The 17,610-nt window shown below is 59.4% G+C and carries 14 protein-coding genes and 3 pseudogenes; 13 read left to right on the top strand and 4 right to left on the bottom strand.

Translation table 11 applies throughout. The features are described from left to right. Window positions 1-301 precede the first annotated feature (301 nt). The 13 genes and pseudogenes from B4968_RS24860 to B4968_RS25940 all read left to right on the top strand — a co-directional run bounded on the left by B4968_RS24860 (window position 302) and on the right by B4968_RS25940 (window position 15,158). Complete coding sequence (locus B4968_RS24860) at window positions 302-1,207, top strand: MFS transporter (RefSeq protein ID WP_241525875.1); 906 nt, start codon at window positions 302-304, stop codon at window positions 1,205-1,207. Further along, the gene (locus B4968_RS24865; protein ID WP_241525876.1) at window positions 1,207-1,641 is read left to right on the top strand and encodes a hypothetical protein; all 435 of its coding nucleotides are present in this window, start codon (window positions 1,207-1,209) and stop codon (window positions 1,639-1,641) included. Before B4968_RS24860 ends, B4968_RS24865 begins: the two co-directional genes overlap by 1 nt. Window positions 1,642-1,699: 58 nt before the next feature. Then, window positions 1,700-2,800 (top strand): MFS transporter, encoded by a 1,101-nt coding sequence (locus B4968_RS20125; protein ID WP_241525877.1) that lies wholly within the window; start codon window positions 1,700-1,702, stop codon window positions 2,798-2,800. After that, window positions 2,775-3,308, top strand: coding sequence for an MFS transporter (locus B4968_RS24870; protein WP_241525878.1), 534 nt, complete (start codon window positions 2,775-2,777; stop codon window positions 3,306-3,308). The genes B4968_RS20125 and B4968_RS24870 overlap by 26 nt, the downstream gene beginning before the upstream one ends. A gap of 113 nt (window positions 3,309-3,421) precedes the next feature. After that, window positions 3,422-7,149 (top strand): annotated as a pseudogene (locus B4968_RS20130) (nitrate reductase subunit alpha). Then, complete coding sequence (gene narH / locus B4968_RS20135) at window positions 7,146-8,669, top strand: nitrate reductase subunit beta (RefSeq protein WP_083101060.1); 1,524 nt, start codon at window positions 7,146-7,148, stop codon at window positions 8,667-8,669. Before B4968_RS20130 ends, narH begins: the two are co-directional and overlap by 4 nt. Continuing rightward, on the top strand, window positions 8,669-9,385 hold the full coding sequence (gene narJ / locus B4968_RS20140) for a nitrate reductase molybdenum cofactor assembly chaperone (RefSeq protein WP_083101061.1): 717 nt from the start codon (window positions 8,669-8,671) through the stop codon (window positions 9,383-9,385). Before narH ends, narJ begins: the two co-directional genes overlap by 1 nt. A gap of 11 nt (window positions 9,386-9,396) precedes the next feature. Then, window positions 9,397-10,127 (top strand): annotated as a pseudogene (narI, locus tag B4968_RS20145) (respiratory nitrate reductase subunit gamma). A 15-nt stretch (window positions 10,128-10,142) separates the two neighbouring features. Next, complete coding sequence (locus B4968_RS20150) at window positions 10,143-10,943, top strand: peptidylprolyl isomerase (RefSeq protein ID WP_083101062.1); 801 nt, start codon at window positions 10,143-10,145, stop codon at window positions 10,941-10,943. A 33-nt stretch (window positions 10,944-10,976) separates the two neighbouring features. Further along, entirely contained in the window at window positions 10,977-11,579 is a 603-nt protein-coding gene (locus B4968_RS20155) for a hemerythrin domain-containing protein (protein ID WP_083101063.1), read from the top strand. A gap of 119 nt (window positions 11,580-11,698) precedes the next feature. Continuing rightward, entirely contained in the window at window positions 11,699-12,250 is a 552-nt protein-coding gene (locus B4968_RS20160) for a DUF2478 domain-containing protein (protein WP_083101064.1), read from the top strand. 464 nt (window positions 12,251-12,714) lie between these two features. Continuing rightward, a complete protein-coding gene (locus B4968_RS20165) occupies window positions 12,715-14,919 on the top strand; it encodes an ATP-binding protein (RefSeq protein WP_338153319.1) in 2,205 nt (734 codons plus the stop codon). Then, window positions 14,901-15,158 (top strand): response regulator, encoded by a 258-nt coding sequence (locus tag B4968_RS25940; protein WP_338153320.1) that lies wholly within the window; start codon window positions 14,901-14,903, stop codon window positions 15,156-15,158. The genes B4968_RS20165 and B4968_RS25940 overlap by 19 nt, the downstream gene beginning before the upstream one ends. A 38-nt stretch (window positions 15,159-15,196) precedes the next feature. Here the strand turns inward: B4968_RS25940 and thiD are convergent, their stop codons facing one another. From thiD to B4968_RS23260, 4 genes and pseudogenes are all read right to left on the bottom strand, one after another. Further along, window positions 15,197-15,919 carry a bifunctional hydroxymethylpyrimidine kinase/phosphomethylpyrimidine kinase gene (gene thiD / locus B4968_RS20170; RefSeq protein WP_083101065.1) on the bottom strand — a complete coding sequence of 241 codons (723 nt, stop codon included), beginning with the start codon at window positions 15,917-15,919 and terminating at the stop codon, window positions 15,197-15,199. After that, window positions 15,916-16,884, bottom strand: a complete 969-nt coding sequence (locus tag B4968_RS20175; protein ID WP_083101066.1) for a HesA/MoeB/ThiF family protein — start codon at window positions 16,882-16,884, stop codon at window positions 15,916-15,918. Before B4968_RS20175 ends, thiD begins: the two co-directional genes overlap by 4 nt. Then, on the bottom strand, window positions 16,884-17,474 hold the full coding sequence (locus tag B4968_RS20180) for a thiamine phosphate synthase (protein ID WP_083101074.1): 591 nt from the start codon (window positions 17,472-17,474) through the stop codon (window positions 16,884-16,886). Before B4968_RS20180 ends, B4968_RS20175 begins: the two co-directional genes overlap by 1 nt. 14 nt (window positions 17,475-17,488) lie before the next feature. Beyond that, window positions 17,489-17,610, bottom strand: a pseudogene (locus B4968_RS23260) (thiazole synthase); the annotation flags it as partial.

Raw genomic sequence — 17,610 nt, forward strand, 5'->3', positions numbered from 1 at the left:
TGATCGCGCATCCACTTGATAAATGTCAACTCCTAGCTTGATCCATGCCTGGGCTGGCTTTGACTTTCAGAAGGGAGAGACGTGACATAAGTCTGTAACCCATTTATTTTGAATGATTTTTCTCCGTTTTATGATCTGGATCAAACTGGCTGGATCAATAAGGGCGCAGGTCTCTCCCAAAGCTCGCCTAAGCGGGTGTTTCGTAAAATTCGGAGGGACACCGATGGAAATTCAAAACAAGGCGACAAGCCTCTGGCGAAATTTCTTCAATGTCCGGATGGTTCAAATCCGGACATTCCACATGACGTGGTTCGCCTTTTTCTCGTGCTTTTTTGCCTGGTTCGGCATCGCGCCTTTGATGATCATCGTGCGCGACGAGCTGCAACTGACCAAATCACAAGTGGGCTGGTCGATCATCGCCTCGGTGGCGGTGACGGTCTTTGCCCGTTTCTTTATTGGCTGGCTCTGTGACCGGATCGGTCCAAGGCTTTCCTATACCTATCTGCTGATCTTTGGCGCCTTTCCGGTGGCCGGTATTGGCCTGGCGGACAGTTTTGAGACCTTTCTGTTCTTTCGCTTGCTGATCGGCGTCATCGGCGCCGCCTTTGTGATCACCCAGTATCATACCACCGTGATGTTTGCCCCCAATGTGGTGGGCACAGCCAATGCGACCTCGGCCGGCTGGGGCAACCTTGGCGGCGGGGTCACCCAGTTCGCGATGCCGATGGTGTTTTCGGTCTTTGTGGTTGGCTTTGGCTTTTCCGAGGCCGTTGGCTGGCGCCTGTCGATGATGGTCGTGGGCTGCGTGATCTTTGTGGTTGGCATTGCCTACTACTTTCTCACCCAGGATGCACCGGACGGGAATTTTAAAGAGCTGCGTGAGAAAAACCTGCTGCCGCCGAAAAAGTCGGTGACCGGCGATTATTTCCGCGCCATGACTGACTACCGCGTCTGGGTGTTGTTCCTGATCTACGGCTCCTGCTTTGGCATTGAGCTCACGGTCAACAATGTCGCGGCGCTCTATTTCTATGACTACTTCGATCTCAGCCTGGGGGCTGCGGGGGGTGTTGCGGCCTCATTCGGCCTGATGAACATCTTTGCCCGCACCCTGGGCGGCATCTTTGGCGACAACTTCGGCGCCTTGTGGGGCCTCAAGGGCCGCAGTTCTGGTTGTTTGTTGTGCTGTTGGGCGAGGGCTGTGCGCTGATGGTGTTCAGTCAGATGCAGGTGCTGTTCCTGGCGCTGCCGATGCTGATCATCTTTTCGCTGTTCACCCAGATGGCCGAAGGCGCGACCTATTCGGTGGTTCCCTTCATCAACAAAAAGGCCCTTGGCGCCGTTGCAGGCGTGGTTGGCGCTGGTGGCAACGCTGGTGCGGTGGCTGCGGGCTTTTTGTTCAAGGGCTCGATGGAGTGGCCTGATGTCTTCTTTGTCATCGGTGTCACTGTTGCCTGCGCCTCGGTTCTGGCCTTCTTTGTCCGCTTTACTGAGGCGCAGGAAGAAGAAGAACGCGCCAATCTGGAGCACGCCCATCTGGACAGTCTGCGCCTGCGGGCACAGCGCGCCAATACCGCGCTGGCCCAGTCGGTAGCGGTGGTCGAAGAGTGGAACGCCAAGCACCCCGACGCAACAAAATCTTAAAGTCTAAACTGGTGGGCCATCTCTGGCCTGCCGCAACCTCATCACGAGGAGGAAAAACGTGGGACAAGACCTGAGAAATTATACCCCGGAGGACGAGAGCTATTGGGCCTCAACCGGGAAAGCCATCGCCACCCGCAACCTGTGGATCTCGATCCCGTCGCTGCTCTGCGGTTTTGCGGTCTGGCTCTATTGGGGCATCATCACCGTGCAGATGATCAACCTCGGCTTTGCCTTTGAAAAATCCGAGCTGTTTACCCTGGCCGCCATTGCCGGCCTGACCGGAGCGACGCTGCGGATCCCCTCGACGTTCTTTATTCGCATTGCCGGGGGGCGAAACACCATCTTCTTTACCACCGCCTTGCTGATGATCCCCGCCGTGGGGGCCGGTATTGCGCTGCAAAACCCCAACACGCCTCTTTGGCAGTTCCAGATCCTGGCGTTCCTCTCGGGTATCGGTGGCGGTAACTTCTCCAGCTCGATGTCCAATATCTCGTTTTTTTATCCAAAGAAAATCCAGGGCTATGCGCTGGGCATGAATGCGGGTCTGGGCAACTTTGGTGTGACCACCATGCAGATCGTGATCCCGCTGGTGATGACCTTTGGCCTGTTTGGTGGTGATCCGATGATCCTGGAGAACACCTCGGGCACCCTGATCGGCAAGATCCCTGCGGGCACCGAGACCTATATCCACAACGCAGGCTACGTCTGGTTGCTGCTGCTTATTCCGCTGGCCTTTGCCGGATGGTTCGGCATGAACAACATCCGCGACGAAGATGTCAGCCCCGACATTCCCAGCCCTGTTGGTGCCTTTTCCACCATCACCTTTATGCTGCTCATTGGCTTTGTGACCGCCGCCTTTGGGCTGTGGCTGATGCTGCCGGCCAAGGTTGGCGGCTCTGGTTTCATGGTCTCCAAATGGCTGGTGCTGCCGATCGTGATTGCGCTGACAGTGTTCTTGCTGAAACTGATCCCCGGTCAGATCGGTCAGAACCTGACACGCCAGTACAGGATCTTTGTCAACAAACACACCTGGGCGATGACCGTGATCTACACCATGACCTTTGGTTCGTTCATCGGCTATTCGGCGGCGCTGGCGGCTGACCATCAAGGTGGTCTTTGGCTTTCAGCACCTGATGGTGGACGGAGTGCTGACCCATGACACCGTAAACGCCAATGGACCCTCAGCCCTTATGTTTGCCTGGATGGGCACCTTTATCGGTGCGCTGATCCGGCCCGTGGGCGGCATGATTGCCGATAAACTGGGCGGTGCCCGGGTGACCCAGTGGATCTCCTTTGTCATGGTGGGCTCGGCGCTGGGCGTCGCCTACTACATCCAAAAAGCCTATTCCTCGGCCACGCCAGAGCAGTATTTTGTGCCTTTCCTCGGCCTATTCCTGATCTTGTTTGCCGCCACTGGCATTGGCAATGGGTCCACCTTCCGCACCATCGCCTTTGCCTTCAACAAAGAGCAGGCTGGCCCGGTTCTGGGCTGGACCGCAGCAGTCGCAGCCTATGGCGCCTTCATTATCCCCAAGGTGTTTGGCGAGCAGATGAAAGCCGGAACCCCTGAGTACGCGCTTTACGGTTTTGCCGTGTTCTATGCGGTCTGCATCGCGATCAACTGGTGGTTCTACCTGCGCCCCGGCGCCTACATCAAGAACCCCTGATGAGACCCTAGCCCGCACACCCCGGCCACCAGCTGACCACCGGCTGACCACTGGCTGGCCGGGGCCCGCCCGCCAAACGTCCGCACTTTCCCGCTACCTCAAGGAGAAACCCCATGAGCCATCTGCTCGACAGGCTAAACTTCCTTCAGTCCAAAGAACTTGAAACCTTCTCCAACGGCCACGGCCAGGTCACCCGCGAAAATCGCGACTGGGAAGACACCTACCGCAATCGCTGGCGCCACGACAAAGTGGTGCGCTCGACCCATGGGGTGAACTGTACCGGGTCCTGTTCCTGGAAGATCTATGTGAAATCCGGCATCGTGGCCTGGGAAACGCAGCAGACAGGCTATCCGCGCACCCGTCCCGATCTGCCCAACCACGAGCCACGCGGCTGCGCCCGGGGTGCCAGCTACAGCTGGTATCTCTATTCTGCCAACCGGGTGAAAAACCCGCTGGTGCGCGGCCGTCTGATGAAGATCTGGCGCAAGATGCGCGCCACCATGAGCCCCATTGACGCCTGGACCAAGCTGCAGAACGACCCGATCCTGCGGGCGTCTTAATAGAGACCCGCGGTCTGGGGGGCTTTGTGCGCGCCACCTGGGACGAGGCCACCGAGATCACGGCGGCGGCCAACCTTTATACCACCAAGACCTACGGCCCCGACCGGACCTTTGGCTTCTCACCGATCCCGGCGATGTCGATGATCTCTTATGCGGCCGGCTCGCGGTTCCTGACGCTGATGGGTGGTGTGTGCATGTCGTTCTACGACTGGTACTGCGATCTGCCGCCCGCCTCGCCGATGATCTGGGGTGAGCAGACAGACGTGCCTGAATCTGCCGACTGGTTCAATGCAGGCTACCTGCTGCTCTGGGGCTCCAATGTGCCGCAAACCCGGACGCCGGATGCGCATTTCTACACCGAAGCCCGCTATCGCGGCACCAAATCCGCCGTCATCTGCCCCGACTATTCCGAGGCAGCCAAATTTGGCGATGTCTGGCTCAACGTCAAACAGGGCACCGACGCCGCATTGGGCATGGCCTTTGGCCACGTCATCCTGCGCGAATTCCACCTGGACCGGCAGGCCGAGTATTTTGAAGACTACTGCCGCAAATATTCCGACTTTCCCATGCTGGTAAAGCTGGACGAAAAAGACGGCCGCCTCATTCCGGGCCGCTTCCTGCGGGCGGATGATCTGGATGGTAAGCTGGGCGAAGACAATAACCCCGAGTGGAAAACCATCGCCTGGGACGAAGAGAGCGGTGGTCTGGTCGCGCCCAATGGCTCGATCGGCTATCGCTGGGGCGAAGACGGCGAATGGAACCTGCAGGAAAAAGCCAAAGAGGCTGACACCCGCCTGAAAATGACGCTGATCCTGGAGGAAGATCACGACGATGTTGTGGCTGTGGATTTCCCCTACTTTGGCGGCGAAGCCACCGAAGCCTTTGCGACAGATGCGGATCACCCTGATGTTCTGACCCGCAATATTCCGGTGAAAACAATCCAGACCGCTGATGGTGAGGTCAAGGTCACCACGGTGTTTGATCTCTACTGCGCCAACTACGGGCTGGACCGCAATCTGGGCGGTGACTGGGTTGCCAAAGACTATGACGACGAGATGCCCGGCACCCCGGCCTGGGCCGAGAAGATCACCGGTGTGTCGCGCGACAAGATCATCCATGTCGCCCGTGAGTTTGCCCAGAACGCTGAGAAGACCGAAGGCAAATCCATGATCATCATCGGCGCTGCGATGAACCACTGGTACCATATGGATATGAACTACCGGGCAGTCATCAACATGCTGGTCATGTGTGGCTGTGTCGGCCAGTCCGGCGGAGGCTGGGCGCATTATGTCGGGCAAGAGAAACTGCGGCCGCAAACCGGCTGGCAGCCGCTGGCCTTTGCGCTGGACTGGGGCCGCCCACCGCGTCACATGAACTCCACCTCGGCCTGGTATGCCCACTCTGATCAGTGGCGCTATGAAACCCTTGAGGCCGATGAGATCCTGTCGCCCACCGCCCCCAAAGGCGACTGGGACATCAACCTCATCGACTATAACGTGCGGGCTGAGCGTATGGGCTGGCTGCCATCGGCACCCCAGCTAAAGACCAACCCGCTGGAGGTGGCAAAACAGGCCAAAGCCGCAGGCAAGGACGTTGCCAGCTTTGTGGCCGAGCAGCTGAAATCGGGCACATTGGAAATGTCGTGCGAGGATCCGGATGCACCGGAAAACTGGCCGCGCAACCTTTATATCTGGCGCTCCAACCTGCTGGGCTCTTCCGGCAAGGGCCATGAATACTTCCTCAAGCACCTCTTGGGAACTGACCATGGCGTCATGGGCAAGGATCTTGGCGAAGAGGGGCGCCAGCTGCCGAAAGAAGCCAAATGGCACGAGGAAGGCCCCCGTGGCAAACTCGATCTGCTGGTCACCATTGACTTCCGCATGAGCACCACGGCGGTCTATTCCGATATCGTGCTGCCAACGGCCTCATGGTACGAGAAGAACGACCTCAACACCTCGGATATGCACCCGTTCATCCACCCGCTGCAGGCGGCAGTGGATCCGGCCTATGAGAGCAAATCCGACTGGGAGATCTTTAAGGCCATCGCCAAAAAGGTGCAGGAGGTTGCCCCCGAAGTTCTGGGTCAGGAAACCGATATTGTCGCGCTGCCTTTGTTGCATGACACCCCGGCGGAGCTGGCGCAGGATCAGGTCAAGGACTGGAAAAAGGGCGAATGCGACCTGATCCCCGGCAAGACCGCGCCCAACTTTATTGCGGTGGAACGGGACTATACCCAGATCTACGACCGCTTTGTCGCACTTGGCCCGCTTTTGGATAAGCTGGGCAATGGCGGAAAAGGCATCGGCTGGAACACCGAACACGAAGTGCAGCACCTGCGTGATCTGAACGGTGAATGGGCGGAAGGCCCGGCCAAGGGCTGCGCCAAGATCGTCACCGACATTGATGCCACCGAGGTGGTTTTGATGCTGGCGCCGGAAACCAACGGTGAAGTGGCGGTGAAAGCCTGGGATGCGCTCTCGTCCTTTACGGGCATTGATCACACCCATCTGGCGCGCCCCAAAGAAGACGAAAAGATCCGCTTCCGCGATATCGCCGTGCAGCCGCGCAAGATCATCTCCTCTCCGACCTGGTCCGGCCTGGAAAGCGAGAAGGTCTGCTACAATGCCGGCTACACCAACGTGCATGAGCTGATCCCATGGCGCACCCTGACGGGGCGGCAGCAGCTTTATCAGGATCACCTCTGGATGCGGGCCTTTGGTGAGGGTTTCATGTCTTACCGGCCACCGGTGGATCTGAAAACCATCACCAGGGACGTGCAGGACGATGGCGACACTCTGGTGTTGAACTTTATCACGCCACACCAGAAATGGGGCATCCATTCGACCTATTCCGACAACCTGCTGATGCTGACGCTGAACCGGGGTGGGCCGGTGGTCTGGCTGTCCGAGAATGATGCCAAAAAGGCGGACATCAAAGACAACGACTGGATCGAGCTCTACAACACCAACGGTGCCCTCACGGCGCGGGCGGTGGTGTCGCAGCGGATCAAGGATGGCACCACCTTTATGTATCACGCGCAGGAAAAGATCGTGAACACCCCCGGCTCTGAAAAGACCGGCAACCGGGGCGGCATCCACAACTCTGTGACTCGGACGGTGCTGAAACCCACCCATATGATTGGCGGCTACGCGCAGCAGTCCTACGGCTTTAACTACTATGGAACTGTTGGTGCCAACCGCGATGAATTTGTTGTGGTGCGCAAAATGAAGAAGGTCGACTGGCTCGACGAGGAAGCAACCCAGAAGGAGGCAGCAGAATGAGAGTACGTGCTCAAATCGGCATGGTGCTGAACCTCGATAAATGCATCGGGTGCCACACATGCTCCGTCACCTGTAAAAACGTCTGGACCAGCCGCGACGGTGTCGAATACGCCTGGTTCAACAACGTTGAAACCAAACCCGGCACTGGCTACCCGACCGACTGGGAAAATCAGGATCGCTGGAACGGCGGCTGGGAGCGGACCCGTGCGGGGAAGCTGCAGCCCAAACAGGGCAGCAAATGGCGCATCCTGGCCAATATCTTTGGCAACCCGGATCTGCCGGAAATCGACGACTACTACGAGCCGTTTGATTTTGACTATGACCACCTGAAATCGGCCCCCGAGCTCAAGGCCTTTCCCACCGCGCGTCCCCGCTCAAAGATCACCGGCGAGCGCATGGAGAAGATCACCAAGGGGCCGAACTGGGAGGAGATCCTGGGTGGCGAGTTCGCAAAGCGGTCGCAAGACTACAATTTTGAGGGCATCCAAAAGGAGATCTACGGCGAATACGAGAATACATTCATGATGTATCTGCCGCGTCTGTGCGAACATTGCCTGAACCCGGCCTGTGCTGCCGCCTGCCCATCGGGGGCGATTTATAAGCGCGAAGAAGACGGCATTGTGCTGATTGATCAGGAAAAATGCCGCGGCTGGCGGATGTGTGTCTCGGGCTGCCCCTACAAAAAGATCTACTACAACTGGCAAAGCGGCAAATCCGAGAAATGCACCCTGTGCTATCCCCGGATTGAATCTGGCAACCCAACGGTCTGCTCGGAAACCTGCGTCGGTCGGATCCGCTATCTGGGCGTCATGCTTTATGATGCGGATAAGATCGAACAGGCGGCAAATACGCCCGCTGAAACAGACCTCTATGACGCGCAGCTGGATGTTTTCCTCGACCCGAATGATCCGGCAGTGATTGCAACGGCCCGCGCCGATGGGATCCCCGAGGACTGGATCAAATCGGCGCAAGCCAGCCCGATCTGGAAGATGGCGATGGAGTGGAAAGTGGCCTTCCCGCTGCACCCGGAATATCGCACCCTGCCTATGGTCGGGTACATCCCGCCGCTGTCGCCGATCCAGAACGCGGCCGAGGCCGGCGCGATTGGCATGGATGGGGCGATGCCCGATGTGCGCAACCTTCGCATCCCGCTGCGCTACCTTGCCAATATGCTGACCGCAGGCGACGAAGAACCGGTGGCACTGGCGCTGGAACGCATGCTGGCGATGCGTGCGTATATGCGGGCCAAAACCGTTGACGGTGTGCGCGATGAGGCCGTGGCAGCCAAGGTTGGCCTAGATGGGGCGATGATCGAAGACATGTATAAAATCATGGCTTTGGCGGATTATGAAGACCGCTTTGTCATCCCAACCACCCACCGCGAGCAGGTCGAAGAGGCTTATGATCTGCGCGGCGAATGCGGCTTTACCGACACCAATGGATGCTCGCCCGGTATCAGCAAAGGATCGCTATTTGGCGGCGCCAAAAAACCCCTGAAAATGCCCGAGGAGCTGCGCTAATGGACCGGACACTGAAAGCGATCTCGCTGCTGTTGAGCTACCCCACCCGGGAGCTGCAGGGTGCTATGTCTGAAATCGGAGGCGTTCTCGCCTCTGATACCCGGCTGACGGCTGCCGCGCGGCGCGAATTGCGCCCACTGGTGGACGCGCTGCGCAGTGACGACATTTATGACCTCGAAGAGCAATACGTCATGCTGTTTGACCGCTCGCGCACTCTCAGCCTCAACCTGTTTGAGCACGTGCACGGCGAAAGCCGGGATCGCGGTGGTGCGATGGTCTCCCTGGTCGAGACCTACCGCGATGGCGGGTTTGACCCGCATACCTCGGAGCTGCCGGACCATTTGCCTGTTTTGCTGGAATTCCTGTCGATGCGTCCCTTTGCAGAAGCGCAGGACATTTTAGCGGACGCAGCCCATATCTTTAGCGCCCTCAGCGAACGGCTGGCCCGTCGCGAAAGCCACTATGGCGCTGTGTTCGCAGCTCTTTTACAGCTCGCAGGGGCGCAGGCCGACAAGGCTGCGGTGGCAGAGCTGCTGGAGCAGCCGGAAGTCGACCCCAACGATCTGGAGGCGCTGGACGAGGTCTGGGAAGAGAGCGAAGTGCTCTTTGGTCCCGATCCCAACGCGGGCTGCCCGCAAGTGCGCGATATGCTGTCGCGCATGGATGAACCCCAAACGCCTGCACCCGGTGCGACCACCGGCGTGGCGGCTGAATAACGGAGGCTCTCATGCATAATTTTCTCTTTGGAATCTATCCCTATATCGCCCTTTCGGTGGCGGTTATCGGGTCAATCGCGCGCTATGAACGCGACCCCTTCACCTGGAAAAGTTCCTCAAGCCAGATGCTGCGGCGCAAGCAGCTGATCATGGGCTCGGTGCTGTTTCACATTGGCGTGCTGATCATCTTTGTCGGCCATTTCGTCGGGTTGTGACGCCGCTGTGGGTCTTTGATGCCCTTGGCGTCAGCCACGGGTTCAAACAGGTGGGCGCGGTGATCGTAGGCGGTATTGCAGGCGTCATGGCGCTGGTCGGCGGCGGTATGCTGTTTCATCGCCGCTGGACTGACCCGCGCATCCGCAAGACTTCAAGCTTTGCCGATATAGCAATTCTGGCGATCTTGCTGCTGCAGCTCTGGCTGGGGCTGTTGACCATCTTTGCCTCACTGGGCCATCTGGACGGCCATGAGATGACCAAATTCATGGCCTGGGCGCAGGGTATCTTTACCTTCGAGGCGGGGGCTGCGGCCTATATTGCTGATGTGGCCCCGATCTTTAAACTGCACCTGTTTCTGGGGCTGACCATCTTTCTGGTCTTCCCGTTCACCCGTCTGGTGCACATGCTCTCGGTGCCGCTGCGCTATCTTTTTCGCCCGGGCTATCAGGTGGTGCGCTCGCGCCGCAGCGCGCCTTTGCCCACACGTGCCGGACCGGTTGCTCCCAACCGTTCCGCTAGTAAATAAGCCGGAGTATATCAGATGAAAGCTGGCCTTTTTCCCGACCTGGTCGTCAATGGCGAAACAGTGCCTCATGCCGTGGTTGCGGCCGAGACACAGAACCACGAAGCCCCGAGCGGCAAACCGGGTATCGCCTGGCGCAAGGCCGCCAATGCGGTTGCCCTGCGCACCCTGCTGTTGCAGGAGGCCCGCCGCCGGGCGCTAAAAACAGAGCCCGCCGAGGTTGGGCCGGGGCGTTATGAGACCGATGAGGAGGCCCTGGTCCGGGGCCTTCTCGAAGCCTCGGTTGAGGCCGAAACACCCAGCGAGGATGCGGTGAAAGCAGAATGGCTGCGTGACCCTTCGCGGTTCCGCTCGCCGCCATTGTGGGAGGTCTCGCATATCCTGTGTGCTTGTGATCCGCGCGACAAAGACGCCAGGGAAAAAGCCCTGCGCAAGGCCAATGTACTGAGCGCGCGGCTGCAGCAAAAACCGAAAGATTTTATCGCGCTGGCCAAATCTGACAGCGATTGCGGCTCTAAAAGCGCGGGCGGCGCTCTGGGTCAGCTTGGGCCGGGGGACACGGTGCCTGAATTTGAAAAATTCCTGCATCATCTAGCGGAAGGCGAGATCAGCCCGGTGCCCGTGCTGTCGCGCCATGGCTATCACATCATCCGCATGGATGCGGTGGCCAAAGGTAAGGAGTTGCCCTTTGAAGCGGCCAGGCGCGCCATCACCATTGCGATGGAAAAAGCCGCCTGGGCGCGGGCGGCACAGAGCTTTGTGCAGGATCTGGCGGCCACGGCTGAAATCACCGGGGCGGATCTGAAACCCGTTTTGTAACACTGTGTAGAGGTTCAGGGAAGGGGGCAGGGGATGGTAGCGCCGTCTGGATACGACAGCCCTTGTGGGGACTGCCTCCTTGCCCCCGACCACGCCTTGCTGAAGGACGGGCTGGGGTTCATCGCCGCAGACCTTCTGCGCGAACGCTGTGTCTGTATCCTGTTGGACCGGATTGCTACGGGCGACTGCTCGGAACCGCAAGAGTTGGCCCGGGCGGTGGATTTTTTGCAAAGGGATCTGCCGCTGCATCTGGCGGATGAGCAAGAAGACCTGTTTCCGCTGATGCGGCGCTGTTGTCTGCCAGAAGACGAGATTGACCGGGTGATCAGCCGCCTGCTGCTGGACCATCAACAGGCAGGCGAAAGTGCGCCTGAGGTCCTGTGCGTGCTTGCCAAGGTGCTGCAGAGCGCTCCGCTGACCTTGGAGGCGCAGCAGTTGCTGGCGAGATTCACCTCGTTTGCCCGTCGCCATCTTATTCTGGAGACCGCCGTGATCCTGCCCATCGCGCGATTGCGCCTGCGCGACAGTGACCATCAAAGCCTGCGCCTGCGGATGATGCAGCGGCGCGGTCTGGATACGAAAACAACCTGGCCCCACAGGCGACCCTCACAGGCGCCCCCTGCAGGAAAAAGGTAAGCGTTCTGATGCGTCCTGAGCCGTTTTTCACACGGTGCAGATCTAAGGATTGTGTCAGGTTAGCGTGTTGATTTTTAAAATAAGTTTCACATTGTGTACCGACTAAAGGAGTGAAGACCATGCAGATAGCCTATACCTGCGCGCCCGGGCGCGGTGACACGGATATGATCCTGTTTCAGTTGGCGCAACGTGTGATGCAAGCGGGGCTGACCCCCTGTGGGACGGTTCAGATCAACACGGATCAGGCTGAGGGAGGCCGCTGTGACATGGATGTGCAGGTACTGCCCCGCGGGCCGGTGATCCGCATTTCGCAATCTCTGGGCAAGAGCGCGCGTGGCTGTCGCCTGAATCCTTCGGCACTGGAGAAAACGGTTGCCCTGACCGAGGCGGAGTTGCGCGGGCGCGCGGATCTCTTGATCGTTAACAAATTTGGCAAACACGAAGCCGAGGGACGCGGTTTTCGCGCCACCATCGGCGAGGCCATGGCTTTGGGAATTCCGGTCCTGGTGGGGCTCAACCAGCTGAACCGCGCGGCATTTTTTGACTATGCTGGCGATCTGGGACATGAGTTGCCGCCTCAGCTCGACTGCCTCGTGGACTGGGCGTTGCAGCACGCGTCAAAAGAGCGGAGCAGCTGTCTCTCCCGCGAAAATGCCATGTCAGCGGCCTGACCCGCCGGGGTTTCAAATTCTGCGGACAAGGCCAGTGGCGATAGAGCAGTGGCGAAAGACCAGTGGCCCCGTCGGCTGCAGTCCCGGTCCTGCCGGTCCTGCCTGCCGGTCCTGCCTGCCAGTCCTGCTTGCCGGTCCTGCCTGCCGGTGGTGCCTGCCGGTGGTGCCTCGGTTGTCTGCCGGGGCTTCGGCGCCGTTTTTTATGCGGAATTCACTCAGAAAAACACCTGTGGTCTGTGTTAGGAGATCGTCCTGCGCCACTGGAGGTTTTCTCGAGCGCTTCTCTGTACGCACTAAGGGTTGTTAAGAGAATATGAACCCCTTTGCGTCACATTCCCAAAGGTGCAATGTATAGCTGCGTATGAGTTAAGGCCAGGTATGGGTGAGATGGTGCTAGTTCTGTGAGAAATTGGTTCGCAAAGCCTGCTGGCAGGGTGTCAATACGAGCTTATCTTCCTGTATTTATGGCACTTATGATCGTGCTTATTGCCGGGTATTATTCAGAAAAGCAAAATAAGATCATCCATGATCAGTCCCTTCGGGTCGACGTTCTGCGCGAGGCAAGCCTGTTGCAGTCCAGACTTGAAGGCGCCCTGAGCGCGGATATTCAGCTGGTGCGCGGCCTTGTTGCTGTGATCTCTACCGAGCCGGAAATGAGCCAGGAAAGGTTTACCCAGCTTGGGGAACGGGTGATCGGCAGCCATAGTGGTATCAGCCATATCGCGGCGGCGCCGGACCTGGTGATCTCGATGATCTACCCTTTGCATGGAAACGAGGCCGCTCTGGGGCTGGACTACAACAAAACAGATGCCCAGCGGGACGCGGCCCATAAAGTGCGTGATAGTGGTGAGATGGTTCTGGCCGGACCGGTGCAACTGGTGCAGGGCGGCACTGCCTTTATCGGGCGCTTCCCGGTGTTCAGTGGAGCTGGAAAGAGCCGTCGGTTCTGGGGCATCCTCTCCTTGGTCATGAATGCAGAAACGCTCTATGCCACGCATGGGCTGAATTCTGCGGATCTTGGTATCGAGGTGGCCCTTCGGGGGCGGGATGGCCTGGGAGCCGAGGGCGATCACTTTTTTGGTAACCCACAGATTTTGAATGATAACCCCGTGGTTTTGGATATTCCTTTGCCAGTGGGGGGCTGGCAGATTGCAGCCCGGCCAAAAGGGGGCTGGGCGGCCCGGCAGATCAACCCCTGGCCCTGGCGTTTGGTGGTGTTTGTTGCCGGAGCACTGATTGTGATCCCGATCTATACTGTGGGGCGGCTGTCGGCTGCGCGGCGCGATGTGATTGGAACTCTGACGCGGCGCGAACGCCAGCTCGAAGACCTGTCTCACCGGCTTGAGATCGCGGTGGATATTTCCAAAATCGGCATTTGGGAGCTGAACTCTAAATCCAGCCAATTGATCTGGGATCCGAACCTGCGCGAGATCTATGGGATCGGCCCTGGCGACCGTGTCGCCATCGGGACCTGGGAGACCTATCTGCACCCAGAGGATCGCCAGAAGGCCGTGGACGCATACAAAAAGGCGTCACATGCGGGCGGCAGCCACACTTCCGACTTCCGCATTGTTCTGGCCAGTGGTGAGATCAGGCATATCCGATCTATGGGAACGGCCTATGCAGATGCGGATGGATGGTTGCGGATGATCGGTGTCAATCTGGACGTGACACGAGACGTGCATCTGCGTGAACAGCTGATCGAGACGAACTCTATCTTGTTGCAGCGAAACAATGAGCTGAATGACGCCAAGCTCTCGGCTGAGCGGGCCGATCGCGCCAAGTCTGAATTCCTTGCGAATATGTCCCATGAAATCCGCACGCCGATGAATGGGATTTTGGGCATGGCGGATCTGATGGCAGGATCGGATCTGGGGGCCGAGGAGCGGCAATATCTGGAGACCATCCAGGATTCCTCGCATGCCCTGTTGAAAATTATCAATGATATTCTGGATCTCTCCCGTCTTGAGGCAGGCCGGCTCGCGATCAATCCGGTGGATTTTGACCTGCGAAACTGTGTTGCAGGGGCGGTTAATTTGCTCAGGCCCAAGGCGCGTGACAAGGGCTTGTGGATTTCTGTCAGCTTTGAGGAGGGCCTGCCAGAGCGCATGTCAGGAGATGATGGGCGGCTGCGCCAAATTCTGGTGAACCTGGTTGGAAACGCGGTTAAATTCACCTCCACAGGCGGCGTTTCGGTTAAGATCAGCAGCGTTGGCGGCGACGCCTACCGGCTTTTGATCGAAGTTGAAGACACAGGCATTGGCATTACCGAGAGCCAGGCCGCGCGTATTTTTGACCGCTTTTCGCAGGCAGATGCGGCCATTACCCGGGCCTTTGGCGGCACAGGGCTGGGGCTGACAATCTCAAGCATCCTGGCCAAGCGGATGGGCGGTGGCATAGATCTGTGCATGGTGAAAGAAAACGGCTCCTGCTTTCGGCTGGAAATTCAGCTCGCCAAGGCAAGCGAAACAGCGCGGTCAACAAAGGTTGAGGCTTTGATGGATACAGCCTCGCTGTCTGGCTGTCGCATTCTGTTGGCGGAAGACAACAAGACCAACCGCCTGCTGGTTCGCAAATATCTGTCTGGATTAGGGATTACGCTGCAAGAGGCCGAAAATGGCCGTGAGGCCGTGACCTGTGTCAGCAACAGGTGCCCGATATCATTTTGATGGACATGTCGATGCCAGAGCTGGATGGTCTTGCGGCCACCCGCGAAATCCGGGCGCTCAATATTGTGCAACCGGTGATAATTGCGCTGACGGCCAATGCCTTTGACAGCGACCGCGACGCCTGTCTGGCCGCGGGAATGGACTATTTCCTGCAAAAACCCATCAGCAAATCCGTGTTGTTGCAGACCCTGGCGATGTTGCAGGTCGGACGCGGTGAGCCAGAAGGCCTGTCGGGCTAACCAGAGGGGCCTGTCGGGCTGACCATGGGGTAGCGGGGCTATTCTTTCGCAAACCACTGGCCTAGCTGAAGTTTTGCGCTGGAACAGGCCTGTTCCAGCGGCTCTCCCTTTGCCAGCCCGCAGGTGATTGCCGTCGCCAGACTGCAGCCGGTGCCGCGTTTGCTGCGGGCAATTCGTGGCGCGGCATAGACCTTATGACCGCTGCGCCAGAACAGATGGTCCAGACTGGTCTCTCCCGTCGCGTGGCCCCCCTTTATCAGCACAGCCCCCAGACCTGTCGCCAGCAGGATGTTCGCCTGCTCTTCCAGCGCGCCGATGTCCTGGGACAGCGCACGGTTGCTGAGCCTCGCGCTTTCCTCCAGATTGGGGGTGAGCAGGGTGATGCGCGGCAGCAGGGGCGCCAGCGTCTCAAGAGACATCAACACCCCGCCGGACGAGCTTTTGAGGACCGGATCCAGCACAACCGGCACATCCGCTGGCAGAGCCTGCAGCACATGCAGCGCGGCTTCGGGCGCGCCGATCATGCCAATCTTTACGGCTTTGGGGATCTCGCCCGAGACATCAAAGGCGGCCTGTATCTGGGCTGCGATGATCTCTGGTGGCACCGGGTGGCTGGCGATCAGGGCGGTATTGGTTTGCACGGTGACGGCCGTCACCACGGGCGAGACGCTGCAGCCCAGGCTTTCAGCCATGGCGATATCGCGGCTCAAACCTGCGCCACCGCTGCTGTCGGTGCCGGCGATCACCAGAATGCGGCTCATACGGGGTCTCCGGCGGCCAGGATTTCGATCCGGCTAAAGCCATGCGCCTGCAGGGCGCGGGCGGCGCGCCAGGCGCGCACCCCAGAGCGGCAACACAGCACAAGCGCCCGCTGTGTATCAAGCGGCGCGCGCATAAGGTCATCGGGCAGGATGCGTCTGGCGTCAGGGGTGACCAACTGCGGCGCCTCGTGACTGGGACGCAGATCAATCACCTGGGCATCCGCAGGGATCAGCGCTGGGCTGATAAACCGCCAAGCGTTCTCTGGTTCTGGGGCTGCGTCAAACCGAAAACTACTGAGGCTGAGGCTGGCCATGTCGATTTGCATCAGCAGACCCAGTGGCGAGGGGCTGTGTTGCAACAGCAGTTTCAGCGCCATCTGCGCCTGAAGCGCGCCGATCATGCCAACCACGGGCCCCATGACCCCAGCTGTGGCACAGCTGGCAGCCGTGTCGGGCAGGTCCGGAAATACAGCGCGCAGCGAGGGGCTACTGCCGCAAAAACCCCCGACATAGCCACGCTGGCCCAGCACAGAGGCCGCCACGAGTGGCAGCGCACACACCAGACAGGCATCTGACAGAATAAAAGATGTGGCAAAGGAATCAGCGGCATCTACCACCAGATCAACCGGGTCCAGAAAGCGCGTGACATTTTCTGCCGTCAGCGCCTCGGCATGGGTCACAAGCTGCAGATCGGGGGTGGCGGCCAAGAGGCGGTCTGCGGCGGCATCGACCTTGGGGCGGCCAATGTCGGCCAGGGTGAATAGCGTCTGGCGATGCAGGTTGCTCTCGTCCACCCGGTCAGGGTCCAGCAGGGTGATGGCGCCGATGCCGGCCCCGGCGAGATACTGCAGCACCGGGGCTCCGAGCCCTCCGGCGCCGACCACCAGCACATGCGCTCTTGCCAGTCTGGCCTGACCCTGCGGGCCGACCTCGGGCAGGATCATTTGCCGGGCGTAGCGTGACATCAGGCGCAGGCCGTGGCCAAAAGGCGGCAGCGGGCTTCGGGATCCGGGGCCTGCTGGATGTCGGTGACCACGGCGGCGCTGTCGGCCCCGGCGGCAAAGACACCGGGCGGGCGTTCGGGTGTCAGCCCGCCGATGGCCACCAAGGGTGTCTTGCCCGCGCGCTGTTTCCAGCGGCTGACACGGTCAAGACCCTGCGGCCCCCACGTCATCTTTTTCAACAGGGTGGGATAGACCGGGCCAAGGGCAACATAGGCCGGATCATGCGACAGGGCGCGGTCCAGTTCGGCGTCATCATGGGTGGACAGCCCATAGCGCACCCCGGCACGGTTGAGAGCGGCAAAATCCGCCTGCGCCATATCCTCTTGCCCCAGGTGCACGAAGGTGCAGTTCAGATCGAGGGCGATCTGCCAGTGATCATTGACCACCAGCTGGGCGCCATGCACGGCACAAAAATCGCGGGCGCGCGCAACCTGGCGGCGAACCTCGGCCTCGGGTTCATCCTTGATCCTGAGCTGCACCAGCCGCGCCCCCTGCGGCACCAAAAGCTCCAGCCGACCAACATGGCCAACAATCAGATAAAAGCGTTGCATGCGTTTGTGTTCTTTCATGTCAAACTCGCCAGGCCAAGGACCGGGGTGGAGGGCACCGCCATATCACGACGCGGCATCGGGTCGGCGCCAAAGCCCGCCCGCCCGGCCGCAACCGCCTGTGCCATGGCGCGCGCCA

Origin of the sequence: Pseudophaeobacter leonis (assembly GCF_002087335.1) — a bacterium.
In the GTDB taxonomy this organism is placed as follows: Bacteria; Pseudomonadota; Alphaproteobacteria; order Rhodobacterales; family Rhodobacteraceae; genus Pseudophaeobacter; species Pseudophaeobacter leonis.